This window comes from Streptomyces sp. NBC_00158, from assembly GCF_045160885.1.
Taxonomy (GTDB): domain Bacteria; phylum Actinomycetota; class Actinomycetes; order Streptomycetales; family Streptomycetaceae; genus Streptomyces.
In genome coordinates, this window is record NZ_CP108161.1 from 1,745,562 (window position 1) to 1,769,559 (window position 23,998).

The 23,998-nt window shown below is 74.5% G+C and carries 22 protein-coding genes; 11 read left to right on the plus strand and 11 right to left on the minus strand.

Going from position 1 to position 23,998, the window contains the following annotated elements; translation table 11 throughout:
- Nucleotides 1-5: 5 nt before the first annotated feature.
- The 6 genes from OG553_RS07715 (at nt 6) to OG553_RS07740 (ending at nt 4,473) form a co-directional block, all read left to right on the plus strand.
- Nucleotides 6-680 carry an amino acid ABC transporter permease gene (locus OG553_RS07715; protein WP_405978280.1) on the plus strand — a complete coding sequence of 225 codons (675 nt, stop codon included), beginning with the start codon at nt 6-8 and terminating at the stop codon, nt 678-680.
- Nucleotides 677-1,570: an amino acid ABC transporter permease gene (locus OG553_RS07720; RefSeq protein ID WP_405978281.1), complete on the plus strand. Its 894-nt coding sequence runs from the start codon at nt 677-679 to the stop codon at nt 1,568-1,570. The genes OG553_RS07715 and OG553_RS07720 overlap by 4 nt, the downstream gene beginning before the upstream one ends.
- Nucleotides 1,571-1,771: 201 nt before the next feature.
- Nucleotides 1,772-3,352 (plus strand): FAD-dependent monooxygenase, encoded by a 1,581-nt coding sequence (locus OG553_RS07725; protein WP_405978282.1) that lies wholly within the window; start codon nt 1,772-1,774, stop codon nt 3,350-3,352.
- A gap of 72 nt (nt 3,353-3,424) precedes the next feature.
- Nucleotides 3,425-3,472, plus strand: coding sequence for a hypothetical protein (locus OG553_RS07730; protein ID WP_311314449.1), 48 nt, complete (start codon nt 3,425-3,427; stop codon nt 3,470-3,472).
- Nucleotides 3,473-3,550: 78 nt separating this feature from the next.
- Nucleotides 3,551-4,087 (plus strand): cysteine dioxygenase, encoded by a 537-nt coding sequence (locus OG553_RS07735; RefSeq protein ID WP_405978283.1) that lies wholly within the window; start codon nt 3,551-3,553, stop codon nt 4,085-4,087.
- Nucleotides 4,084-4,473 (plus strand): rhodanese-like domain-containing protein, encoded by a 390-nt coding sequence (locus OG553_RS07740; protein WP_405978284.1) that lies wholly within the window; start codon nt 4,084-4,086, stop codon nt 4,471-4,473. Before OG553_RS07735 ends, OG553_RS07740 begins: the two co-directional genes overlap by 4 nt.
- Nucleotides 4,474-4,973: 500 nt before the next feature.
- Here OG553_RS07740 and OG553_RS07745 read toward each other — a convergent pair whose 3' ends face one another.
- The 3 genes from OG553_RS07745 to recA all read right to left on the minus strand — a co-directional run bounded on the left by OG553_RS07745 (nt 4,974) and on the right by recA (nt 9,311).
- Nucleotides 4,974-7,517 carry an FtsX-like permease family protein gene (locus tag OG553_RS07745; protein WP_405978285.1) on the minus strand — a complete coding sequence of 848 codons (2,544 nt, stop codon included), beginning with the start codon at nt 7,515-7,517 and terminating at the stop codon, nt 4,974-4,976.
- Between the two features lie 109 nt (nt 7,518-7,626).
- Nucleotides 7,627-8,253 carry a recombination regulator RecX gene (gene recX / locus OG553_RS07750; RefSeq protein WP_405982986.1) on the minus strand — a complete coding sequence of 209 codons (627 nt, stop codon included), beginning with the start codon at nt 8,251-8,253 and terminating at the stop codon, nt 7,627-7,629.
- On the minus strand, nt 8,208-9,311 hold the full coding sequence (recA, locus tag OG553_RS07755; protein ID WP_405978286.1) for a recombinase RecA: 1,104 nt from the start codon (nt 9,309-9,311) through the stop codon (nt 8,208-8,210). The genes recX and recA overlap by 46 nt, the downstream gene beginning before the upstream one ends.
- A gap of 283 nt (nt 9,312-9,594) precedes the next feature.
- Here recA and OG553_RS07760 point away from each other — a divergent pair, with 283 nt between their 5' ends.
- Nucleotides 9,595-10,356 carry a hypothetical protein gene (locus tag OG553_RS07760; protein WP_405978287.1) on the plus strand — a complete coding sequence of 254 codons (762 nt, stop codon included), beginning with the start codon at nt 9,595-9,597 and terminating at the stop codon, nt 10,354-10,356.
- Between the two features lie 42 nt (nt 10,357-10,398).
- Here the strand turns inward: OG553_RS07760 and OG553_RS07765 are convergent, their stop codons facing one another.
- Nucleotides 10,399-11,229 carry a serine protease gene (locus OG553_RS07765; protein WP_405978288.1) on the minus strand — a complete coding sequence of 277 codons (831 nt, stop codon included), beginning with the start codon at nt 11,227-11,229 and terminating at the stop codon, nt 10,399-10,401.
- Between the two features lie 297 nt (nt 11,230-11,526).
- Here OG553_RS07765 and OG553_RS07770 point away from each other — a divergent pair, with 297 nt between their 5' ends.
- Nucleotides 11,527-11,952 carry a hypothetical protein gene (locus OG553_RS07770; protein WP_405978289.1) on the plus strand — a complete coding sequence of 142 codons (426 nt, stop codon included), beginning with the start codon at nt 11,527-11,529 and terminating at the stop codon, nt 11,950-11,952.
- A gap of 58 nt (nt 11,953-12,010) precedes the next feature.
- Here OG553_RS07770 and OG553_RS07775 read toward each other — a convergent pair whose 3' ends face one another.
- Nucleotides 12,011-12,583, minus strand: coding sequence for an HPP family protein (locus OG553_RS07775; protein ID WP_405978290.1), 573 nt, complete (start codon nt 12,581-12,583; stop codon nt 12,011-12,013).
- Between the two features lie 141 nt (nt 12,584-12,724).
- Between OG553_RS07775 and OG553_RS07780 the strand changes: the two genes are divergently transcribed.
- Nucleotides 12,725-13,450, plus strand: a complete 726-nt coding sequence (locus tag OG553_RS07780) for a Clp protease N-terminal domain-containing protein (protein ID WP_405978291.1) — start codon at nt 12,725-12,727, stop codon at nt 13,448-13,450.
- On the opposite strand, the gene OG553_RS07785 is transcribed toward OG553_RS07780, so the two are convergent.
- On the minus strand, nt 13,404-14,507 hold the full coding sequence (locus OG553_RS07785) for an AI-2E family transporter (RefSeq protein ID WP_405982987.1): 1,104 nt from the start codon (nt 14,505-14,507) through the stop codon (nt 13,404-13,406). The genes OG553_RS07780 and OG553_RS07785 overlap by 47 nt on opposite strands.
- Nucleotides 14,508-14,801: 294 nt before the next feature.
- Nucleotides 14,802-14,996: a DUF3046 domain-containing protein gene (locus tag OG553_RS07790; RefSeq protein ID WP_125605242.1), complete on the minus strand. Its 195-nt coding sequence runs from the start codon at nt 14,994-14,996 to the stop codon at nt 14,802-14,804.
- 81 nt (nt 14,997-15,077) lie between these two features.
- Here OG553_RS07790 and OG553_RS07795 point away from each other — a divergent pair, with 81 nt between their 5' ends.
- The gene (locus tag OG553_RS07795; protein WP_405978292.1) at nt 15,078-16,112 is read left to right on the plus strand and encodes a hypothetical protein; all 1,035 of its coding nucleotides are present in this window, start codon (nt 15,078-15,080) and stop codon (nt 16,110-16,112) included.
- On the opposite strand, the gene OG553_RS07800 is transcribed toward OG553_RS07795, so the two are convergent.
- The 4 genes from OG553_RS07800 to OG553_RS07815 form a co-directional block, all read right to left on the minus strand.
- On the minus strand, nt 16,081-16,389 hold the full coding sequence (locus OG553_RS07800) for an AzlD domain-containing protein (RefSeq protein WP_405978293.1): 309 nt from the start codon (nt 16,387-16,389) through the stop codon (nt 16,081-16,083). The two genes, OG553_RS07795 and OG553_RS07800, sit on opposite strands and share 32 nt — an antisense overlap.
- Entirely contained in the window at nt 16,386-17,114 is a 729-nt protein-coding gene (locus OG553_RS07805; RefSeq protein ID WP_405978294.1) for an AzlC family ABC transporter permease, read from the minus strand. The genes OG553_RS07800 and OG553_RS07805 overlap by 4 nt, the downstream gene beginning before the upstream one ends.
- Before the next feature lie 72 nt (nt 17,115-17,186).
- Nucleotides 17,187-18,443: a DUF2716 domain-containing protein gene (locus OG553_RS07810; RefSeq protein ID WP_405978295.1), complete on the minus strand. Its 1,257-nt coding sequence runs from the start codon at nt 18,441-18,443 to the stop codon at nt 17,187-17,189.
- A 9-nt stretch (nt 18,444-18,452) separates the two neighbouring features.
- Complete coding sequence (locus tag OG553_RS07815) at nt 18,453-19,292, minus strand: AraC family transcriptional regulator (protein WP_405978296.1); 840 nt, start codon at nt 19,290-19,292, stop codon at nt 18,453-18,455.
- An 81-nt stretch (nt 19,293-19,373) separates the two neighbouring features.
- On the opposite strand from OG553_RS07815, the gene OG553_RS07820 reads away from it, so the two are divergent.
- A complete protein-coding gene (locus tag OG553_RS07820; protein ID WP_405978297.1) occupies nt 19,374-23,966 on the plus strand; it encodes an ATP-dependent helicase in 4,593 nt (1,530 codons plus the stop codon).
- Nucleotides 23,967-23,998: the final 32 nt, after the last annotated feature.

Genomic DNA, 23,998 nt, shown 5'->3' on the forward strand with positions numbered 1-23,998 from the left:
GCAACGTGTTCGACTTTCTTGATTCCGGGCAGTACGACCTGCTCGGAGCCTTCTGGGTGACGGTTCAGCTCACCCTCTACTCGGCGGTGGGTTCCCTGATATGGGGCACCGCCCTGGCCGGGATGCGGGTCAGCCCGGTCCCGCTGATGCGGGCCTTCGGCACCGCGTACGTCAACTTGGTCCGCAACACACCGCTGACCCTGCTGATCATCGGCTGCTCGCTGGGCCTCTTCCAGACGCTCACGATCAACCTGGGCGGCGACACGTCCAAGGAGACCGGCTTCCGCCTCGCCGTCCTCGCGCTGACCGCCTACACCGGCACCTTCGTCTGCGAGGCACTGCGCTCGGGCATCAACACCGTGCCCGTCGGCCAGGCCGAGGCGGCCCGCGCGCTGGGGCTGAGCTTCTTCCAGGTGCTCACCCTGATCGTGCTCCCCCAGGCCTTCCGGGCCGTCATCGCGCCGCTCGCCAACGTACTGATCGCGCTCACCAAGAACACCACGGTGGCCGCGGCCATCGGCGTGGCCGAAGCGGCCCTGCTGATGAAGGAAATGATCGAGAACGAAGCGGACGCGCTCTTCGCCATCTTCGGGGTCTTCGCCCTCGGCTTCGTCCTGCTGACCCTGCCCACCGGTCTGCTGCTGGGCTGGGTGGCCAAGCGAGTGGCGGTGAAGCGATGAGCACCAGCTCCGTGCTGTACGACGTGCCCGGCCCCAAGGCCAAGGCGCGCAACTGGATCTACACGGCCGTCTTCCTGGTCCTGTTCGCACTGGCCGCCTGGTGGATCCTGTCCGTCATGGCGGAGAAGAGCCAGCTCGACGCCGACAAGTGGACCCCCTTCGTCACCGACAGCCGGATCTGGACCACCTACCTGATCCCCGGCCTGCTGGAGACGCTGAAGGCCGGCGCGATCGCCATGGTGATCGCCCTGCCGCTGGGCGCCCTGCTGGGCATGGGCCGGCTCTCCGACCACGCCTGGGTGCGCATCCCGGTCGGCACGGTCGTCGAGTTCTTCCGCGCCGTTCCGGTGCTGATGCTGATGATGTTCGGCTCCGTCTTCATCGTGCAGTTCGTCCCCGCCGTGTCCTCGGACTTCCGCCCGCTGTACGCGGTCGTGATCGGCCTGGTCCTGTACAACGCCTCGGTCATCGCCGAAATCGTCCGGGCCGGTGTGCTGTCCCTGCCCCGCGGGCAGACCGACGCCGCCAAGGCGATCGGCATGCGCAAGGGCCAGACCATGGTCCACGTCCTGATCCCGCAGGCCGTCACGGCGATGCTGCCGGCCCTGGTCAGCCAGCTCGTGGTGATCCTCAAGGACACCGCCCTCGGCGGCTCGCTGCTCGGCGTGAACGACCTGCTCGCTGCGAACCGGCAGATCTCGGCGAACTACGCCAACACCATCGCCACGCTCGTGGTGATCGCCCTGCTCTACATCGGCGTGAACTTCGCCCTCACCTCCTTCGCCTCCTGGATGGAGGGCCGGCTGCGCAAGTCGAAGAAGAGCACCGGCACCGTGGTCGGCGTGGGCGATGTCAACGACATGGCGACCGGAGCCAACTCGGCGGCCTGACCGGTCCAGCCCGGCTCCAGCCCGGCCGGAAGGCCGCCGGAGGGCTGACGTAGGGTCAGTCATAGTGCGTAGCCCGTGTGGTGCGGCGGAATCCTCCGCCGCACCACACAGTGCTGTCCCGGCCGGGTGTCACTTGACGCCGGAACCTCCAGTGGGTTGCATACGTTCTGTGATCACATACCGGACATCGGGAGCCGCATCATGGACCCGGTGATCGTCGTAGGCGCGGGGCCCGTCGGGCTGTCCCTGTCCCTCGCCCTGGCCGGACACGGCGTGCCCAGCGTCCTGCTCGACGAGGGCCCCGGCAAGGACGAGCCCCGGCCCGCCCGCAGTGTCGTGCTGCACTCCGACACCGCCGCCATGGCCCACCGGCTGGGCTGTACCACCCTGCGCGACGAGGGCGCCCAGTACGCGGCCTGGCGCACCATGAAGCGCCGCCAGGAATCCCGCCGGATCACGTTCGAGGGCGCCTTCGAGGGGCAGGCCCCCCTGCACCTGCCGCAGCACGCCCTCGTACGCGGACTGCGCGACGCCGCCACCGCACACCCCCTGGTCCAGCTGGTCCCCGGCGCCAAGCTGGACTCCTTCGAGCAGGACGACCACGGGGTCACCGCCCGCGCCCGGGGCACCGAGAGCACCTGGTGGCGCGGCAGCCACCTCGTCGGCTGCGACGGGGCCCGCTCCACCGTGCGCAAGCTGCTCGGCATCCGCTTCCCCGGCCGGACCGCCGTCGAACGGCGCGCGGTGGCCGCCCTGCGCGCCGAACTCCCCTGGCCCGGCGAAGCGTTGCTGCACCGCAACCCGCCCTCCGGGCCCGAGGAGGTCACCGCCCGGCCGCTGCCCGACGGGGTGTGGCGGCTCGACTGGCTGCTGCCCGCCCGCGGGGACCTCGTCACGCCCGACGCCCTCGTCACCCTCATCCGGGACACCCTGGCCCTGTGGTGCGGCGGCACGACTCCCCCGTACGACCTCATCGACACCGGCGTGCACACCCTCCACCACCGGCTCGCCCTGCGCTGGCGCGACGGCCGGGCCTTCCTCGTCGGGGACGCCGCGCACCTGCTGGGCGCGGCCGGCACCCAAGGCGTCGAGGAGGGGCTGCGCGACGCCGAGAACCTCGCCTGGAAGCTGGCCCTGGCCTGGCACCAGGGCGCCTCCGAGGCCCTGCTCGACAGCTACGAGGGCGAACGCCGCACCGCCGTCGCCGCCCGGCTGCGCGCCGCCGACCAGGCCGTGCCCGTACTCCGCGGCGGGGGCGGGCTGCGGACCCTGCTGCCGGGGACGGGCCGGTCCGCCGAGGCCCTGCTGACGGACGGACACCTGGGGCGCGGTCCGCTGGGCGCGCAGCCCGCGTACGCCCCGCCCGTGGCCGTGCGCGAGGTCCCGACGGCGACCGAGCCGGGCGGACCCGTCGCGAACGTACCCGTGACCGCGCCCGACGGGGCGACCGTCCCGCTGCGCGACCTGCTGGGGCGGGGCCGGCTGCTGGTGCTGCTGGTCGCGCCGGGCACCGGGGTGTGGGACCGGCGGCACTGGCAGAGCGCCGGGGTGATGCCCCGCCTCGCGGCGGCCGTGAGCGCGCTGCCGGTCCCGGCCGACCTGCTGGTCGCCGACGCCTACCCGGGGGCGCCCGCGCACACCGTGCTGCTGGTACGCCCGGACGGGCACCTGGCGGCCACCTTCGCGGGGGTCCGTCCGGCCGAGCTGTACGCGGCGGCCGACGCCGTCCGGGCGGGCGCCCCGGCGGGCTCTCCCGCCACACCCGCCCCCGTGATCGATTGACCGCTCTCGGGGGCGCGTGGTTCACTCGCGGACATGACCGGCAACGACGTACGCCTGTGGCGGAGGGTTCACATGGACCTGCTCCGCTACGCGGGCTGCGTGTGTCGCCCCTCCTGCTGATTCGCCTTCCCTCCGCGCGCCCCTGAGCCCTGCCGGCCCGGCGCGCGCACCTTCGCGAACCCCAGGACGGTCACATCCATGCCTCCCGTGTACACGCACGCCCCTGCCCGCACGTCCTCGTCCGCCCCGACGGCGGCGGAACTCCTCGACTTCGCCCTGCGCACCGCCTCCGACCCGGAGATCGTCGACTCGCTCCCCCTCGACCCGGAGGGCCGCACCTGGATCCGGCTCGACGGGCCGGGCGGCAGCGAGGCCTGGCTGATCGGCTGGCCGCCGGGCACCGGCACCGGCTGGCACGACCACGCCGAGTCCCGGGGCGCGTTCGCCACCGCGCGGGGCCGGCTGACGGAGCACTCCCTGGCCGTCCGGCTGCCCTCGGAGGGCTGGCAGAGCCTGGAGCTGGCCCCCGACCTGGACCGCACCCGCAGCATCGGCGCGGTCAGCGGGCGGGCGTTCGGCGAGCACCACGTCCACGAGGTGCTCAACGAGTCCCCCTCGGAGCACGCGGTCTCCGTCCACGCGTACTACCCGCCGCTGCCGCTGATCCGCCGGTTCAGCCGCAGCGGTCCGGTGCTGCGGCTGGAGCACGTCGAGCGCCCGGCGGACTGGCAGTGAGCGCCGTCGGCATCGACGCCCTGCTGGAGCGGGTGCGTGCGACGTACGACCGGGTCGGCCCGCGGGAGGCGTACGAGGCCTCGCTGGACGGGGCCCTGCTGGTGGACATCCGCTACCAGGCGCTGCGCGAGCGGGACGGGCTGATCCCGGGGGCGGTGGTCGTGGAGCGCAACGAACTGGAGTGGCGGCTGGACCCCTTGGGCTCCCACCGCCTCCCGGAGGCCGACTCGCACGAGCTGCGGGTGGTGGTGATCTGCAACGAGGGCTACGCGTCTTCGCTGGCCGCGGTGTCGCTGCACGCGTTGGGGCTGCGCCGGGCGACGGACCTCACGGGCGGGTTCCAGGCGTGGCGGGAGGCGGGCCTGCCCGTTGTTCGACCTTCTTGACGCGCCGCACTCCTTCTTGACGCGCCGCTCGCGCGGTGCGGCCGCGGGCGGCCGTCCCTCCCTGACGCGGTCCTCGCGCCGCTCAGCGCCGGGGCGCTTCGCGGGCTTCGGGCCCGCTGCGCCGGACTCCGTCCGGCGGTCCGCTGGGCGGGGCCGGTTTGCGTGGCTGGTGCCGGTGGGCGTGTGCGGGTGGGTTGGCCGCTGCGCGGGGCTGGGTCCCCTACCCGCCCTTCCACCGTTCCCAGGGGCTCCGCCCCTGACCCCGCACGGGCGCTGCGCGCCCGTCGCCTCAAACGCCGGCGGGGCTATTCATAGCCTCTCCGGCGTTTGAGGCGCTGGGGGTCCCCCCAGCGGTAGCTGGGGGAGGGTCTGGGGGCGGAGCCCCCAGGGGGTCCGGGGCGGAGCCCCGGGGAACGGGCGAAGGGCGGGGCGGGGAACCGGCCCCGCGCAGCGGCCCACCCACCCGCACCCCACCGCCCCACCGGAATCCCCGGACGGGGTCACGCCTTGGAGGTGGCGACCTCCACCGGGCGGAGACGGAGCGCGGCCCGGCCCGGCAGGGCAGTGGCGGTCAGGGCCAGCAGCCCCGCCGCACCGATCACCACCGCGTACACCAGCGGCAGCACCGCAGGCGCGGCCACCCCCGTCATGCCCACGCTGAACGCGGTCAGTACGGCCAGCGAGATCCCGGACCCGAGCACCGCCCCGATCAGCAGCACGGCCAGGGTCTCCGTGCGCAGCATCCGCAGCACCTGCCGGCGCTTCGCCCCGGCGAGCCGCAGCATGGCGAACTCCCGGAACCGTTCGGCGGTGGACATCGCCAGGGTGTTGACCACCGCGATGGCGGTGAAGGCCAGCACAAGGCCCATGGCCAGCAGGTTGATCTCGGCGCCGGCCTCCTGCCGCTCGGCCCGGGCCGCGTCGGCCTGTGCCGCGGACAGTACCGAGACCCCCGGGGCGGCCAGCCGCTCCCGGCCTACCGACGGCTCCGCCGCGACGAGCACTCCGGCTGCGAGGGGGTTGTCCACGTGCGCGGCGACGAGGCCGTGCGGCAGGGTCAGGTCGCCGAAGCCCAGGCCCCGCCCGTACACGGCGGACACGGTCAGGGTCACCGGGGTGCCGTCGCCCAGGGTGAGCGCCAGCGGGCTGCCGGGCCGCAGCCCCAGCTGGTCGGCGGCGAGTTCACTGACGGCGGCGCTGTTCTCGCCGAAGCCGTCGAGGCTGCCACTGGTGACCGCGGGGTCCCAGGTGCGGGTGAGGCCGGCCGGGGTCACGCCCTGGGCCGCGTACTTGGTGAGGCCGACGCGTACCGAGGTGTGCACGATCTCGGTGGCGGCGGTGACGCCCGGCGTGCGGCGGATCCGCTCGGCGGTGCCGGGGGTCACGCCGGGGCCCTGCGCGGTGACGACCCACTGGGCGCGGACCCCTTCGCGGGCCTGGGCGCGGGCCGCGTCGCCGAGGGTCGGGGTGACGAAGAGCACGGTGCAGGTCATGCCGATGAGGAGGGTCAGTGGGGTGACGGCGGAGGCCATGCGGGTGGCGTTGCCGCGCAGGTTCGCGGTGGCCAGCCTGCCGCCGGGGCCGGCGAGCCGCAGCGGTCCGGCGAGCAGCGCGGTGGCGAGCCGGACCAGCAGCGGGCCGAGCAGGGACACCGCGCCGGCCAGTACCACCACGGCCAGGAAGGTCACGGGGGTGGAGGCGGGCTCGGTGCGCAGCGAGCCGAGTACGACGACCAGCACGGCGCCGCCGGCCAGCAGGAGCAGTCCGGCCAGGGTCCGGATCCAGGAGGGGCGTGCCCGCTCGACGGCGGCTTCGGCCAGTGCTTCGGCGGGGCGGATCCGGGCGATCCGGCGGCCGGTGATGCGTGCGGCGGCCCAGGCTCCGAGCAGGCTGGCTCCGACGGCGGCGAACATCGGGAAGATCCCGGCGGTGCGTTCCAGGTTGGCCGGGATCACTCCGCTGGTGACGAAGCGGCCGTGCAGCCAGGCGGCGAGGGGCAGTCCGGCGAGGGATCCCGCGGTGCCGGCGGCGACGCCGACGAGCAGGGCCTCGCGGCCGATCATGCGGCGCAGCTGCTTGGGGGTGGCGGCGATGGCCCGGAGCAGGGCGAGTTCGCGGTAGCGCTGCTGGACGGAGAGGGCGAAGGTGCCGACGACCACGAGGACCGCGACGAGCAGGGAGGTGCCGCCCATGGCTCCGCCCATGGAGACGAGCTTGATGCGTGCTCCGGCGGCGTCGAGGAACTCGACGGGCCCGCGGTCGTCCCCGGCGGCGACCTGTGCGGTGGCGCCCTGCGGGGTGGCGGCCAGCGCCTGCCTGATCTGTCCGGCGAGGCGGCCGGCGTCGACTCCGGGCCGGGGCAGTACGCCGACGGCGGTGACCTGTCCGGCGCGGGCGGCGAGCCGCTCGGCCTCGGTGTCGGCGAAGAACAGGGAGGTCTGGCGGGCGAGGTCGCCGTGGGCGGTGCGCGCGATGCCGCTGACGGTGTAGGTCTTGGGCTCGCCGGTGGCCTGGACGGTCAGCCGCGCGCCGGTGGCGAGTGAGGCCCGGGTGGCGAGGGCGCGGTCGATGACGACCTCGTCGCCGCCCTGGGGGGCGCGGCCCTCGGCGAGGGTGAAGGGGGTGAGGACGGCGGAGGTCCAGGCGTGCCCGTACGAGGGCCCGGCCGGGTCGGCGGGGGCCTTGAGGACCGGTACGGCCTGGAAGGTCAGTTCGGGCACGGCCCGCTCGACGCCGGGGACGGAGCGTACGGTCTCCACGGTGGAGGCCGGGAGCCAGGCCCGTTCGGCGACGGGTTTGGCCTTGTGCTTCGTCTTGGTCTTGCCCTTCTTCTCCTTGACCGTCGTCTGGTGGACGTTCTGGTCGGCGGAGACGACCACCGGGGTGCCGGCGTAGCGTTCGGTGGCGATCCGGCCGCGGAGTCCGGTCTCCAGGAGGGTGCCGCAGGCGGTGATCAGGGCCGCCGCGCACAGGAGCGCGACGAAGGCTCCGAGGAAGCCCGCTTTGCGGTCCCGGATGGTCTGAAGGGCGTAACGCAGCATCATGCGGTCAACTCTGGCCGCGCGCCGGTTTCCCGGCACTGGAGCACCCCGGCGTCCTCGTGCGGGGGCTAGCCCCACCCCCGGGACCCGGCCCCTTCTGCGGGGCCGGGGCTCAGTACCCGGGGGACCCCAGGCCGTCGGCGTCGTCGGCGCCCTGGTCCTCGGTTTCCAGCGCGCGCCGGACCACCCGCAGGGCCATGCCCTCCGGGTATCCCTTGCGGGCGAGCATTCCGGCGAGGCGGCGGATCCGCTTGTCCCGGTCCAGGCCGCGGGTGCTGCGGAGCTTGCGCTCCACGAGTTCCCGGGCGGTCTGCTCCTCCTGCTCGGAGTCCAGCTGTTCCAGGGCCTCCTGGACGAGGGTGGTGTGCACCCCCTTGGTCCGCAGTTCCTGCGCGAGGGCCCGGCGGGCCAGGCCACGGCCGCGGTGCCGGGACTCCACCCATGCCCCGGCGAAGGCGGCGTCGTCGATCAGGCCCACCTCCTCGTACCGGGAGAGGACCTCCTGCGACACCTCGTCGGGGATTCCCCGCTTCGCCAGGGCCTCCTCCAGCTGCCGCCGGGTGCGCGGCATCCCGGTGAGCAGGCGCAGGCAGATCGCCCGCGCCTGCTCCTCGGGACTCTGGGGCGGGAGCTCTTGGCGGCCCTCCCGGCCGCCCTTCGCTCTGCCGCCCCTCTCCTGCTCTTCCCGCACGGTCAGCTCTTGGCCACGGCGGCCTTGGCCGCGGGCTTGGCCTTCGATGCCGGGGCGGGCACGGAGGCGTCGGCCGGCGCGGCGGCGGGCTCGTCACCCTCGGCGTCCTTGCGGACGCCCACGCCGAGCTTCTCCTTGATCTTCCGCTCGATCTCGTTGGCGAGGTCGGGGTTGTCCTTGAGGAAGTTGCGGGCGTTCTCCTTGCCCTGGCCCAGCTGGTCGCCCTCGTACGTGTACCAGGCGCCGGCCTTGCGGATGAAGCCGTGCTCCACGCCCATGTCGATCAGGCCGCCCTCGCGGCTGATGCCCTGGCCGTAGAGGATGTCGAACTCGGCCTGCTTGAAGGGGGGCGCGACCTTGTTCTTGACGACCTTGCAGCGGGTGCGGTTGCCGACCGCTTCCGTGCCGTCCTTCAGGGTCTCGATGCGGCGGATGTCGATGCGCACGGAGGCGTAGAACTTCAGCGCGCGGCCACCGGTCGTGGTCTCCGGCGAGCCGAACATCACGCCGATCTTCTCGCGGAGCTGGTTGATGAAGATCGCGGTGGTCTTGGACTGGTTCAGCGCACCGGTGATCTTGCGGAGCGCCTGGCTCATCAGTCGGGCCTGGAGACCCACGTGGGAGTCGCCCATCTCGCCCTCGATCTCCGCGCGCGGCACGAGCGCCGCGACGGAGTCGATGACGATCAGGTCGAGCGCGCCGGAGCGGACCAGCATGTCGACGATCTCGAGGGCCTGCTCGCCGGTGTCCGGCTGGGACAGGATGAGGTTGTCGGTGTCCACGCCGAGGGCGCGGGCGTACTCGGGGTCGAGCGCGTGCTCGGCGTCCACGAAGGCGACGGTGCCGCCGGCCTTCTGCGCGTTGGCCACGGCGTGCAGGGTCAGGGTCGTCTTACCGGAGGACTCCGGGCCGTAGATCTCGACCACACGGCCGCGCGGCAGACCGCCGACGCCGAGGGCGATGTCCAGCGCGGTCGACCCGGTGGGGATGACCTCGATGGGGTCGTTCGGCTTGTCGCCGAGGCGCATGACCGCACCCTTGCCGAATTGCCGTTCAATCTGCGCGAGCGCGGCGTCGAGAGCCTTCTCGCGGTCGGTGCCTGCCATGGGTTCCACCCGGTTTGCTTGAGTCGATCGCTTCACGCCATTGACGCTAACGCCTGCCACTGACAATGCGCTCCCACGCCCGTTTCGGCTGTGGATAACCAATCAGAATGGATGTTCGATTTCCGTGTCAAGCGAGCCACGCCCACCCCGGCGCGGCGCCGGCCGCACCCCCGTCACCGGGGGCGGCGATCACCAGCGGGTCGGCGAGTGCGTCCGCGCGGGCGGTCGGGCTCGCGGAGGGTGCGCGACGGTCGTTGTCGGTGCCCGGGCCCAGCCTGGGCCGATGACTTACGCCATCAGTCCCGGCTTCCGGGCCGGGGACGTGCTGTCGGTCGCGTGCCCGTTCACGCCGGCCGTGGTCGAGCGGGGCGTGCGGCACGGCTGCGTGTCCGTGCGGTGGCCGTGGTGGAGCGTCGACACCGGCAGCGAGTTCTACCACTGGAGCGGGGTGGTCGGGCTCGGGGTGGAGACGGGCGGCCACCGGATCCCGGAGGCCGAGGTGGAGCTGTTCCGGACCGAACCGGCGCCCGAGCGGCTGGAGGCGGGGGACGCCTGCCTGGTCGGGGTGCCGCCGACGGTGGTGCACGTGACGTCGGTCGACCGGCACGACCCCCCGCAGGAGACGGGCTGGCTGCCGCGCCCCGGGATGACGGTGTGCGTGCTGCCCCGGGGGCTGTCCTACCGGGAGTTCCCGGACGGCAGCCATCTCGACGGCTGGGGCTACGGGATGCACCCGGACAACGGGATCCCGTACGTCTTCGAGCTGCTGATGCGCCCGTACGCGTTCCTGGAGCCGGGTGACGAGGTCGGCGACGGCGGGGGCCGCGCCTGGCGGTTCGACGGGCCCTGGGACTGGGTGCCGTTCGACGGGGCGCCGCCCGGCGCCGGGCCGCGGTGGCCGCTCGTCCTGCTGGCCCGTGCCGGGGCGCCGTGCTCGGACGGGGACGCGGCGGCGGTGGCGGTGGCGGCGGGCACGGCGGACGGGTCGCACGGGGAGACCGTCCGGCGGTGGATGTCCCTCACCGGGGCCTCGCCCACCCCGTGACCGGGGCCCGCCCCGTGCGCGGGCCCCGGTCACGGGCGGGGGTTACGGCTTCGGCACGGCGCAGCCGGGGCGGTTCAGGTCGATCTGGCTGCCGGGGCCGATGCAGGGGACGAGCGTGTAGGTCTGCTGGGCGTAGTTGATGCCCTGGCGGACCGTCACGTTGCCGTTCGCGTCGACCTCGCACGGGTTGTTGTCCGTGCAGCGCTGGCCGTCCTCGTTGCCCGTGTTGTTGACGGCGACGACCTTGCCCGTCGTCGTGTCGATCACCGGCGAGCCGGAGGTGCCGCCGATGGTGTTGCAGGACGAGGTGTAGCGGACCGAGTCCTTCCAGGTCCAGGCCCCCTCCTTGAGGCGGTACGCGAACCCGTCGACGTTGCAGCTGTAGGTGCGCTTCCAGTACCCGGAGACGACCTTGATGGACGAACCCTGGGCCGGGCGGGCGTCGTTGAGGGTGAGCGCGGCTATCCCGTACTGGCTCTGGATCTGCGCGTACGTCTTGGTGAGCTGGTAGAGCGAGACGTCCGTGTCCGTCATCGTCCCGTACGCGATCTTGCTGGCGCGCAGCGTGGCGACCTTCGAGCCGGAGGCGTTGAGCAGGGAGAACGTACGGCTGGACGCCCGGTTGACGAGGACTTCGCCGGCCGCCGGGAAGCCGGTTTCCAGGCAGTGCCCGTTGGACAGGACGAGCGCGGGGTCGCCCGGCTGGGAGTTCGGGGTGCGGACGACGGAGCCGGAGCAGTTGCTGAGCGCGACCGTGCCCGCGTACGTGACCGCGACGGCGGGCGCGGTGTCGGAGGCCGAGGCCATGGCCGGGGCCGCTGCCACTCCGGTGAGGAGTAAGGAGAGCGCGACGGCGGCGAGAGGCTTGTTCATGTGGGGGGTCCCCTCTGGTGAGGATGCGACGACCGAAGATCTTCCGGTTGTCATGCGCATTCTCAAACTCTGAACCCCAACCCACAAGAGGGCCTTCCCGGTTGGGCACCATCCCCGCCCGAACCCCTCGCGGTACATCCGGAATCAACCATTCCAACACCCCACGAGGCGGGCGCCGATGCCCGTACCGGGGCACATGGGCCGCCGCCCCGGGCTGACGTTAAAGCGCCCCTGGAAGGCCGGTACTCTGCGGTGCCCCCGACGACGGGGGCCGTGAAATTCCGCTCAGGAGGACCCATGGCCGTCAAGAAGGCCACGATCCAGCAGCAGGTGGCAGACGCCCTCGCCCAGGCCAACCCCGCCGACAAGCCCATCGTCACGATCCAGGCCATCGCCGGCCCCAGCGTGTGGCTGATGAGCATGCTCGGCCTCATCGGCCAGGCGTTCCTCTCCTACTACTTCGTCACCGTCACCGAGCAGGCCGTGGTGCTCCACAAGGCGAGCCGGATGAGCAACCGCCCCCAGGAGATCGTCTTCGCGATATCGCCCGCCGAGGCCGTCGGCAGCATCACCGAGGTCAAGCGCAACGCCGTCTGGAGCTCCTTCCGCATGCAGCTCCCCGGCCAGGCCTCGCCGACCCGGATGAACGTGCACCGCATCTGGCGCGGCGAGATGGACCAGCTGCTCGGCCTGCTGACGGGTCAGAACCAGCCCACGGCCTGACGCCCGACGGCCCGGGCGGCGGAGGGGGCCTCGTCCCCAGCCCCCTCCGCCCCCGGGCTCACCACCAGTACACGGGGTAGCGCACCGCCCCCCGCCGGGCCCGCGAGGCGGCCGTCCCGGCCAGCACCAGCAGCAGCGCCGCCCCCGCCAGCAGCGGTACGAACACCACCGGATCCGGCGCCTGGAGCACCACCACCACGGTGGTCGCCGCGGCCGGCGAGTGCGGGGTCCGGGCCAGGGTCATCACCCCCACGGCCACCCCCGCTCCCAGCGCCGCCACCCACGGCGCGTCCCCCAGCAGGGCGAGCCCCAGATAGCCCACCGCCGCGCACAGCAGGTGCCCGGCGACGACGCTGCGCGGCTGGGCCAGCGGCAGCGCGGGCACCCCGTAGACGATCGCCGCGCTCGCCGCGATCGGCGGGATCAGCACCGGCTCGTGCAGCAGCGCGCCGATGCCGACGAGCGCGAGCAGCGCGGCCGCCGCGACCCCGCCGCTGTGCAGGGCGGTGGCCCGGGCGGGCGGAGCGGGCGCGGGTGCCCGCCCCGCCAGTGCGCCCGGGAGGGCCGGGCGAGGGCGGCCGGCCACCCTCGCGGCCCGGCCCGTACGCGTGTCACTCGTGTCCACACTCATGGGGGCCAGGTCTACGCATGCTCCGCATCACAGCCCTATACGGAAGCCACGCACGGCCGAGTGACAACCAAAGGTTGACACCCTTCGGGCTGTCAACCTAGGGTTGCACCCATGACGAACCCTTCGGCAGAACCTGTTCGCATGACCAATCCGGTGCGCCTCGACGACCTGATCGAGGCCATCAAGAAGGTCCACTCCGACACCCTCGACCAGCTCAGCGACGCCGTCGTGGCCGCCGAACACCTCGGTGACGTGGCCGACCACCTCATCGGCCACTTCGTCGACCAGGCCCGCCGCTCGGGCGCCTCCTGGACCGACATCGGCCGCAGCATGGGCGTCACCCGCCAGGCCGCCCAGAAGCGCTTCGTCCCCAAGGCGGACAAGGACGGCGGCCCCGGCCTCGACCCGAACGCGGGCTTCGGCCGCTTCACCCCCCGCGCCCGCAACGTGGTCGTGTCCGCGCAGAACGAGGCCCGCGCCGCCGGCAACACCGAGATCCGCACCGAGCACCTGCTGCTCGGCCTGCTCGGCGAGACCGAGGGCCTGGCCGCACACGTCTTCACCTCCCGCGGCGTCGCCCCGGAAGACCTGCGCACCGCCGCGACCGCCGCCCTCCCCCCGGCCGAGGCGGAGGTACCCGAGCTCGTCCCCTTCGACGCGAACGCCAAGAAGGTCCTGGAGCTCACCTTCCGCGAGGCTCTGCGCCTGGGCCACGGCTACGTGGGCACCGAGCACCTCCTGCTCGCGCTCCTGGAGCTGGAGAACGGCGAGGGCCCGCTCAGCGCCGCCGGCCTCGACAAGGCGGCCGCCGAGGCCACCGTCACCGAAGTCCTCGCAGCCGTACTCGGCGCGGACGAGGGGAAGTAGCCCCGCCCGCCGACCCGCCCGCCGCCTCGCCCGTCAGCTCGTACCGCTTCACGTAAGCGCCGAGGAAGGCCTGCAGGGTGGCGACGGCCGGGATCGCGATGAGCGCCCCGACCGCGCCCAGCAGGGCGGTGCCCGCGATGACCGAGCCGAAGGCCACCGCGGGGTGGATGTCCACGGTCCTGGAGGTCAGCTTCGGCTGCAGGACGTAGTTCTCGAACTGCTGGTAGACCACCACGAATCCGAGGACGTACAGCGAGTCCCAGGGATCGTCGGCGAAGGCGATCAGCATCGGCAGCGCGCCCGCCAGGTACGTGCCGATGGTGGGGATGAACTGGGAGACCAGCCCCACCCACACCGCGAGGGCGGGCGCGTACGACACGTCGAGCACCACGAACAGCACGTAGTGCGCGACGCCGGAGATCAGTGCCATCAGCCCGCGCGAGTACAGGTAGCCGCCGGTCTTCGCCACGGCGATCTCCCAGGCCCGGAGCACCTCCCGCTGCTTGGCGGGCGGCAGCACGGAGCACAGCGCGCGCCGCAGCCTGGGCCCGTCGGCGGCGAAGTAGAAGGAGAACAGGAAGATCGTCAGGAGCTTGAAGAGCCCGCCGAGCACGGTGGCGGACACGTCGAGCACACCGGTGGCGCTGTTCTGCACGTACTTCTGGAGCCACTGGGAGTGCAGCAGGCTGTCCTGGATCTCCAGCCGGGAGAAATCGGTGTGGAAGGTCCGGTTGATCGAGTCGATCACCGAGTCGAGGTAACCCGGGAAGCCCTCGACCATGTCGATGATCTGCCCGGCGAGCATCGAGCCGAGCAGCGCGAGGAAACCCGCGCTCGCGACGAACACGCCCAGGAAGACCAGGAAGGTGGCGAGCCCGCGGCGCATGCCGCGGGCCGCCATCCTGGCCACGGCCGGTTCGATCGCGAGCGCGAGGAAGAACGCGATCAGGATGTTGACCAGCAGCCCGATCAGCTGGTGGAAGGCCCAGCTGCCGAGCTGGAAGCAGGCGACGAGGGCCAGTACGAGGACCACCGCGCGCGGCAGCCAGCGCGGCATCCGCGCCTCTCCCCCGGCCGGGGCGGTCCCGGGCGGGACGGCGCCCGCGCCCGCGGGGGCCGTCGGGGCACCGGCTCCGGGGCCGTCGGCCGCCGGACCGGCCGGCTCACCCGCCGCCCCCTCCGCCGCGCCCGTCGTCTGGTCGGTCGTCTCTTCTGTCGCTGCCACGCGGCCCAGTCTGTCCCAACGGCCGCCCGGACCACGAAGCCGGGCGATCAAGAAGCCCCCCGGTCCCGGCGGACGCCCGGAGCCGGCCACGGACCCGCCGCCGCGACGGCGCGGGCGGGGGCCGCATCAGCGCAGCGAGGCCGGCACGTCCATCGCCGAACACACCGCGCGCCACACGTCCTTGGTCTCCCAGCCCTCGTCCAGCGCCTGGTGGACGGTGCGTCCGCCCAGTTCGGCCATCACGTGGTCCCGGGCGAAGGAGTCCGCGTATCCCGCGCCGAAGTGCTCGGCCATCCGCTCCCAGAAAATCGTCAACCGCATGCCTCCAGTATCCCGCCCCGGAGAGTGCACCCGCCCCGTTGCTCCCCTGCGCCCCCGTGCGCGCGCCCTACGGTGTCACGCATGCCTGGAGACGAAGCTCCCGCCCCGGCCCCACCGGGCCCGGCGGCCCAGACGGCCACCTCCGCCCCCTGCTCCCCCGCGTCCGCCACGCCGCTGGCCCGTGCCGAGCGGTTCACCTGGCTCACGGCCCGGGTCCTGGAGCAGCGGCGGTTCGCGTTCCATTTCCTCGGCGGGGATCCCGACCCGGTCGACGCCGCCCTCGGCTCCTACCTGGGCGACGACGGGGGCTACGGGCACGCGCTCGACCCCGACCTGCGCGGCCCGCTGAGCCAGCCCCTGCACACCGCGCACGCCCTGCGGATCCTCGACGCCCTCGGCCGGTGCTCCGGGCAGCGCATCGAGCGGCTCTGCCGCCACCTGACCCGGGTCTCCACCCCGGAGGGCGCGCTCCCGCTGGTCCTGGCCGGCCCCCGGGACTACCCCGCCGCCCCGTACCACCCGGTGTGCGACGACCCGCCCGGGACGCTGCTGACCACCGGTCCCGTCGTGGGGATCCTGCACCGCAACCGGATCTGGCACGCCTGGCTGTTCCGGGCCACGGACTTCTGCTGGGAGCGGGTCGAGACGCTGCGCCAGACCCACCCGTACGAGGTCCAGAGCGCGGTGGCCTTCCTGGACGGCGCCCCCGACCGGGCCCGCGCCGCGGCGGCCGCCGACCGGCTGGGCCGGCTGGTGCGCGAGCGGCGGCTGGCGGTGCTCGAACCGGACCGTCGCGCGGAGTACCCGACCGCCCCCGGCTACGCGCCGGGCGAGCGGCTGTTCCCGTACGACTACGCGCGGCGGCCGGAGTCGCTGGCCCGGGGCTGGTTCACCGACGAGGAGATGCGGCGCTCGCTGGACTTCCTCGCGGCGGAGCAGCAGCCCGACGGCGGCTGGCCGGTGCACCGCCGGGCCTGGGCGCCGGGCAGCACGCTGGAGCGGAGGCCGATCGCCACCCTGGAGGCCCTGCTGACCCTGCGGGCGTACGGGCGCCCGGTCGGGGCCCCGGCCGGGCCCGGCGGGGTCAGCCTCCCAGGGCCCGGACGCCCGCGGTGACGACCACGGCGGCGCCGACGACCAGCAGGAACGGGGCGCGCAGCAGCAGCGCGACCCCGGCCGCGGCGAGCCCCGCGGCACGGGCGTCGAGGACCAGCTCGTGGCCGGTGCTGAAGGTCTGCTGGGCGGTGAGCGCGGCGAGCAGCGCGACGGGCAGCAGGGCGGAGAGCCGGCGCACGACGGGCCGCTCCAGGGCCCCGGCGGGCACGAGGAGTCCGGCGAGCTTGACGGCGTAGCATCCGGCGACGGTGAGCCCGATGGCGATCCAGACGTTCACGAGCGCTCTCCTTCCGGCGACCGGCGGCCCGTCATCCACAGCACCACGGGCGCGGCCAGCGCGGCGATCAGTACGGGCACCCCGGCCGGCAGCACCGGCAGGAAGCCCAGCCCCAGCACCAGGGCGAGGGCGGCGACGGCCCGCTCGGTGGTGCTCTTGAGCATCGGCGCGAGCAGGGCGAGGAACACGGCCGGCCCGGCGGCGTCCAGCCCCCAGGCGGCGGTGTCGCCGATGGCCTCGGCGCCGAGCGCGCCCAGCAGGGTGGTGAGGTTCCACAGCACGTAGAGGGCGAGCCCGGTCACGGTGAAGCCGAGCCGGGCCGACCTGCGGTCGGGCTGGGCCAGGGCCACGGCGGTGGTCTCGTCGATCACCCAGTGCGCGGCGAGGGGCCGCACGGCCTTCGGCAGGGCCAGCAGCTGGGACAGCCGCAGACCGTAGAAGGCGTTGCGGGTGCCGAGGAAGAAGGCCCCGGCGGCGGCGGTGAACGGGTTGCCGCCCGCCGCGAGTGCTCCGACCAGCGCGAACTGCGAGGCGCCGGTGAAGACGAGGAGGCTCAGCACACAGGCCTGGAGCACGCTGATCCCGGCCCCGGCCGCGGTCACCCCGAACGCGAACCCCGACAGCCCGACGGCCACGCCGACCCCGAGCGAATCCCGTACGACGGCGGCCCGCGGCCGGCCGTCGACCGTGCCGGGGGCCCCGCCGGGGGCCTCTTGTATCACCATCTGATGTTCTCCCACGCCCCGAACGTAGGCGGGGAGGACCGGACGGGTCTTGTACGTTCTTGCGCGCCCCGCTCAGTCCCGCCGGCGCAGCGGATCCCCGAGCAGCCGGGTCAGCTCCGGCCCGGCGGCCGCGAGCAGCGGGGCCCCGAACACCGTCAGGCTGGGCTCCCAGGGGTGGCCGAAGGTGCCGAAGCGCAGCTCCGGGTCGAGGTAGAGGTAGAAGTCGCCGTTCGGGAAGGCCCAGCCCGGCCAGGGCGGCTGCCCGGTGCGGCCGGCCCGGTGCGGGTCGAAGTCCCAGCAGGGGTGCTGCCAGTCCATCCAGTACAGCCGGTCCCCGGGCGCGGTGGCGGCGGTCAGCGCGGCCCGGACGGCTCGCTCCACCGGGCGGGTGTGCTCCTCGACGGGGTCGCCGAGCGGCCAGGTGGCGGACGGGGCGGGCGGGGCGAAGCCGGGCATCTCCACGACCTTGGTGCGGAAGCCGAACTCGCCCCACAGCCGGTTCCACACCGCGTCCTCCCGCGCCCCGCCGAGGCCCAGCACGGGGCGGGTCTCCGCGCCCGGAGCTCCCTCGGGGGCCAGGGTGAAGGTGCGTACGGTCGTCACCTCGGTGAACCCTGCCGCGAGCAAGTCCGTACGCGTCTCCCCGGCCACCTCGGCGCAGCAGTACCGGGCGCCCTCGTACCGGTACATCGCCCCGAGCCCCCGCCAGCTGCGGACGAGGTCGACGGCGGCCGGGGACGGGGTGAGCCCGCCGACGGCCACCACGTCGGTGCCGGGGACCACCCGGGCCCAGCCGGCGGCGGCGGGCCGGCCGTCCTCCAGGACCACGGCGGCGTCGCCGAAGCCGCCGCACCAGGCGGCCTCGGTCTCGAACTCGTCCAGCGGGTCGGGGTGCGGCCCGCTGCGGGCGGCCAGCTCCCGCAGCCGCGGCCACCAGGCGGGATCGGCCTCCCACGCGCCGAGGGAGCGCACGTCGGCGGGCGGGCCCTGGGGCGGGGCGAGCCCGTCGAAGGCGGCGGCCAGGACCGACCGTTCGGGGCCGGGCTCGAACCCGGCCGCCTCCAGCTCCCCGGCGAGGCCGGCCGGGTCGTGGCCGTGGACCTTCCAGCGGGCGGCTTCGCGGCGCGCGGCGAAGGCCTCCGCCTGGCGGCGCACCAGGCCGGGCGGCAGCGGTCCGGTCAGCGGGGGGTGGCCGACGGTGCCGTGGGTGCCGTAGTGCGTGCGCACGAGGGGCCCGTCGAGGCACACCACGGCACCTACCGGGGGCGGTTCGGACACCCGGCCCCGCACCCGCGTGTCGTACAGCTCCCGAAGTCCCCTGGCGTCCATGGGCCGAGACTAACCGGCGCGCTCCCTGCGGTAGGCGCCCGGCGGGACGCCGACGATGCGGGTGAAGTGCCGGTTCAGGTGCGGCTGGTCGGTGAAGCCGACGGTGACGGCGGCCTCGGCGGGCGGGGTGCCCGCGTCGAGGAGGCGGCGCGCCCGGCGGACGCGGGCGTCGGTCAGCCAGGTGTGCGGGGGCATCCCGTACCGCTCCCGGAAGGCGCGCAGCAGAGCGAAGGGGCTGGTGCCGAGTTCGGCCGCGAGCTGCTCCAGGGACGGCGGCTCGGCCATCCGCTCCTCCAGCACGGCCCGGGCCCGTTCGGCGTCGGCGGCGCCCGCGCCGCGCACCGGGCGGGCGGGCAGCGGGCCCGCGTGCCGGCTGAGCATCCGGGCCACCACGCCCCGCAGCAGGGTGTCGGCGGCCAGCGCGTTCCCGGCCTCGGCGGCCCGGTGGACCTCGGTGATGGCCCGGGCGCCCTGCGCGTCGGCGACCATGTCGGCGTTGAACCCGGGGGTGCCGCGCGGGGTGGAGATCTCGGCGGCGACCTCGGCGATCAGCTCGCGCGGGGAGTACAGGGTGGCGTACGCCCAGCCTTCGGGGACCCCGGCGCGGGCGGTGTGCGCGACCTCCGGGTTGATCAGCACCACGCTGCCCGGCCCGGCCCGCACGGTGCCGCCGGGCAGGCCGATCTCCTCGATGCCGCCGGTGACGGCGGCGATGACGTACCCGTCGTGGGCGTGGCGGGGGAAGGTGTGGCGCACGTAGTGGGCGCGCAGCAGGTCCAGGCCGGGCAGTTCCTGGTACTGCCAGTGCCGTGCCCACTCGCCGCGGCCGCCGCCGTCTTCCGTCCCCATGTCCTCATTCTGCGCCCCGTCCCGGCGGGGCGTTTACGCAGGTCGGGCCCGGTTGTCAGAGGCGGGGTGCACGATGGGGGCATGGCAGGCGCTGCGCTCGACTCGTTCTCCCCCGCGACCCGCTCGTGGTTCACGGGGGCCTTCCGTACGCCCACCTCCGCGCAGGAGGGCGCCTGGCGGGCCATCGGGGAGGGCTCGGACGTACTGGTGGTGGCTCCGACGGGGTCCGGCAAGACCCTGGCCGCCTTCCTCGCCGCCCTGGACCGGCTCGCCTCGCAGCCGCCGCCGGCCGAGGCGCGCAAGCGGTGCCGGGTGCTGTACGTGTCTCCGCTGAAGGCCCTCGCCGTGGACGTGGAGCGCAACCTGCGCAGTCCGCTGACGGGCATCCGGCAGGAGTCGGCCCGGCTGGGGCTGCCCGAGCCGGACATCCGGGTGGGGATCCGCTCGGGGGACACCCCGGCGGCCGAGCGCCGGTCGCTGGCGACGCGGCCGCCGGACATCCTGATCACCACGCCGGAGTCGCTGTTCCTGATGCTGACGTCGGCGGCGCGGGACGCGCTGTCCGGGGTGGAGACGGTGATCCTGGACGAGGTGCACGCGGTCGCCGGGACCAAGCGGGGCGCGCACCTGGCGCTGTCCCTGGAGCGGCTGGACGAGCTGCTGCCGCGTCCGGCCCGCCGGATCGGGCTGTCGGCGACGGTCCGGCCGGTGGAGGAGGTCGCCCGCTACCTGGCGCCGCGCGGCCGGGTGGAGATCGTGCAGCCGCCCTCGTCCAAGGAGTTCGACCTGTCGGTGGTCGTCCCGGTCGAGGACATGGGCGAGTTGGGGGGATCCCCGGCGAGCGAGGGCCGGGAGGGCGGCGACAAGCCGTCGATCTGGCCCCATGTGGAGGAGCGGATCGCGGACCTGGTGCAGGCACACCGGTCCACGATCGTGTTCGCCAACTCCCGCCGCCTCGCGGAGCGGCTGTGCAACCGGCTCAACGAGATCGCCCACGAGCGGGCCACGGGCCGGCCGCTCGCCGAGGGCGCCCCGCCCCCCGCGGAGATCATGGCCCAGTCGGGCGCCGCGCTGGGCGCCCCGCCACTGCTGGCCCGCGCGCACCACGGATCGGTGTCCAAGGAGCAGCGGGCGCTGGTCGAGGAGGACCTGAAGGCGGGCCGGCTGCCCGCGGTGGTCGCCACCTCCAGCCTGGAGCTGGGCATCGACATGGGCGCGGTGGACCTGGTGGTGCAGGTGGAGTCGCCGCCGTCGGTGGCGTCGGGCCTCCAGCGGGTGGGCCGCGCCGGGCACCAGGTGGGCGCGGTCTCCACGGGTGTGGTCTTCCCCAAGTACCGGGGTGACCTGGTGCAGGCGGCCGTGGTGACCGAGCGGATGCGCACCGGGGCGATCGAGGCGTTGCGGATCCCCTCCAACCCGCTGGACGTGCTCGCCCAGCAGCTGGTGGCGATGACCGCCATGGACACCTGGCAGCTGGACGAGCTGCTGGCGCTGGTGCGGCGGGCGGCACCGTTCGCGGCACTGCCCGAGTCGGCGTTCACCTCGGTGCTGGACATGCTGGCGGGCCGCTACCCGTCGGACGCGTTCGCCGAGCTCAGACCGCGCGTCGTGTGGGACCGGGTGGCCGGGACGGTCACGGGGCGGCCGGGTGCGCAGCGCCTCGCGGTCACCTCCGGCGGCACCATCCCGGACCGGGGACTGTTCGGGGTGTTCCTGGCCGGCGCGGACCCGAAGAAGGGCGGGGGCCGGGTCGGCGAGCTGGACGAGGAGATGGTCTACGAGTCCCGCGTGGGCGACGTGTTCACGCTGGGCACCACCTCCTGGCGGATCGAGGACATCACCCGTGACCGGGTCCTCGTCACCCCCGCGCCGGGGGTGCCGGGCCGGCTGCCGTTCTGGAAGGGCGACCAGCTGGGCCGCCCCCTGGAACTGGGCCGCGCGGTCGGCGCGTTCCTGCGGGAGCTGGGCGCGCTCTCCGACGAGGACGCCCGGCTGCGGCTGCTGGCGGCCGGCCTGGACGGCTGGGCCGCGGACAACGTGCTGGCGTACCTGGCGGAGCAGCGGGAGGCCTGCGGTCACGTGCCGGACGACCGGACCATCCTGGTCGAGCGGTTCCGGGACGAGCTGGGCGACTGGCGGGTCGTGGTCCACTCCCCCTTCGGCGCCCAGGTGCACGCCCCGTGGGCGCTGGCGCTGGGTGCCCGCCTCGCCGAGAAGTACGGCATGGACGCCCAGGTGATGCACGCCGACGACGGGATCGTGCTGCGCCTGCCGGACGTCGACCTGCTCTCCATGGACCTCCTCGACCACGACCCGGCACGGCCGGCGCCGTTCGAGTTCGACGACGAGCAGGCCCCGCTGGGCGCGGCCGACGTGGCCTTCGACCGGGGCGAGGTATCGGGGATCGTCACCGACCAGGTGGGCGGCTCGGCCCTGTTCGCCTCCCGGTTCCGCGAGTGCGCGGCGCGCGCCCTGCTGCTGCCCCGGCGCAGTCCGGGCAAGCGCACCCCGCTCTGGCAGCAGCGCCAGCGCGCCTCGCAACTGCTCCAGGTGGCTTCGGAGTTCGGCTCCTTCCCGATCGTGCTGGAGGCCGTGCGCGAGTGCCTGCAGGACGTGTTCGACGTACCGGGCCTGACCGAGCTGATGGGGGACATCGAGGCGCGCCGGGTCCGGCTGGTCGAGGTGACCACCCCGGAGCCCTCGCCGTTCGCCCGTTCCCTCCTCTTCGGTTACGTCGCGCAGTTCCTGTACGAGGGGGACTCGCCGCTGGCCGAGCGGCGGGCGGCGGCCCTGTCGCTGGACTCCCGGCTGCTCGCGGAGCTGCTGGGGCAGGCGGAGCTGCGGGAGCTGCTCGACGCGGAGGTGCTGGAGGAGCTGGAGCGGGAACTCCAGTGGCTGACGGAGGAGCGGCGCGCCAAGGACGCCGAGTCGGTCGCGGACCTGCTGCGGCTGCTGGGCCCGCTGACGGACGCGGAGCTGGCCGCGCGCGGCGCCGACCCCGCCTGGCCGCGGGCGCTGGAGGCGGCCCGGCGGGCGATCCGGGTGCGGATCGGCGGAGAGGACCACTGGGCGGCGATCGAGGACGCGGGCCGGCTGCGGGACGCGCTGGGCACGGCCCTGCCGGTCGGGGTGCCGGAGGCGTTCACCGAGCCGGTCAAGGACCCGCTCGGCGATCTCCTGGCCCGCTACGCGCGCACCCACGGGCCGTTCACCACCGCGGTGGTGGCCGCCCGTCTGGGGCTGGGCGCGGCGGTGACCGAGGGCGCCCTGCACCGGCTGGCGGCGGCGGGCCGGGTGGTGCAGGGCGAGTTCCATCCGGCGGGCATCGGCCAGGAGTGGTGCGACGCGACGGTGCTGCGCAGGCTCCGGCGGCGTTCGCTGGCGGCGCTGCGCCAGGAGCTGGAGCCGGTCCCGCCGGCCTCGCTGGCCACCTTCCTGCCCCAGTGGCAGCACCTGGGCGGGGGCCTGCGCGGGATCGACGGCCTGGCCCGCGCCGTGGAGCAGCTCCAGGGCGCGCCGGTGCCGGCCTCGGCGCTGGAGCGGCTGGTGCTGCCCTCCCGGGTGGCGGGGTACTCGCCGACGCTGCTGGACGAGCTGACCAGCACCGGGGAGGTGGTGTGGGCGGGTGCGGGGTCGCTGCCGGGCAAGGACGGCTGGGTCTGCCTCTACCTGGCGGACGCGGCTCCGCTGCTGCTGCCCGATCCGCATCCGCTGGAGGCGGGCCCGCTGCACCAGGCGGTCCTGGAGAGCCTGTCCGGCGGGTACGGCCTGTTCTTCCGGCAGATCACCCAGGCCGTCCGCGCCCGCCACCCGGAAGCCTCCGACCTGGAGCTCTCCGAGGTGCTGTGGGACCTCGCCTGGTCGGGCCGGCTGACGAACGACACCCTGGCGCCGCTGCGCTCCCTGCTCGGTTCGGGCCGTACGGCGGGCGCCACCGCGCACCGCGCCCGGCGTACGGTGCCGCGCGGCCGGTACGGCAGCCTGAGCGCCACGGTGTCCCGCAACGGCCCGCCCACGGTGTCGGGCCGCTGGTCGCTGCTGCCCGAGCGGGCCCCCGACCCGACCCACCGGGCGCACGCCCTGGCCCGCACCCTGCTGGACCGGCACGGGGTGGTCACCCGGGGCGCGGTTGCGGCGGAGGGTGTCGAGGGCGGCTTCAGCGCGGTCTACCGGGTGCTGTCGGCGTTCGAGGACAGCGGGCAGGCCCGCCGGGGGTACGTGGTGGAGGGGCTGGGCGCCGCCCAGTTCGCGATGGACGGCGCCGTGGACCGGCTCCGGGCCGCCGAGAAGAACCCGCCGCCGCTGGCCGCGCTGGTGCTGGCGGCCGCCGATCCGGCGAACGCGTACGGGGCGGCCCTGCCCTGGCCGGAGCCCCCTGCGGGCGCCTCGCACAAGCCGGGCCGCAAGGCGGGCTCGTTGGTGGTGCTGGTCGACGGGGAGCTGGTGCTGTACCTGGAGCGCGGCGGCAAGACCCTGCTGGCCTGGCCGGAGCCGGGGGACCCGCGGCTGGAGGCGGCCGTGGCGGCGCTGGCGGCGGGCTCCCGGGCGGGCACCCTGCCGGCGCTGACGGTGGAGCGGATCAACGCGGCGGCGGCCCTGACCTCCCCGCTGGGCGCGGCCCTGGAGGCGGCGGGCTTCCACGCCACCCCGAGGGGGCTGCGGCTGCGCAGCTGACGGCGCGGGCCCGGGGCCGGGGACCCCTGGCC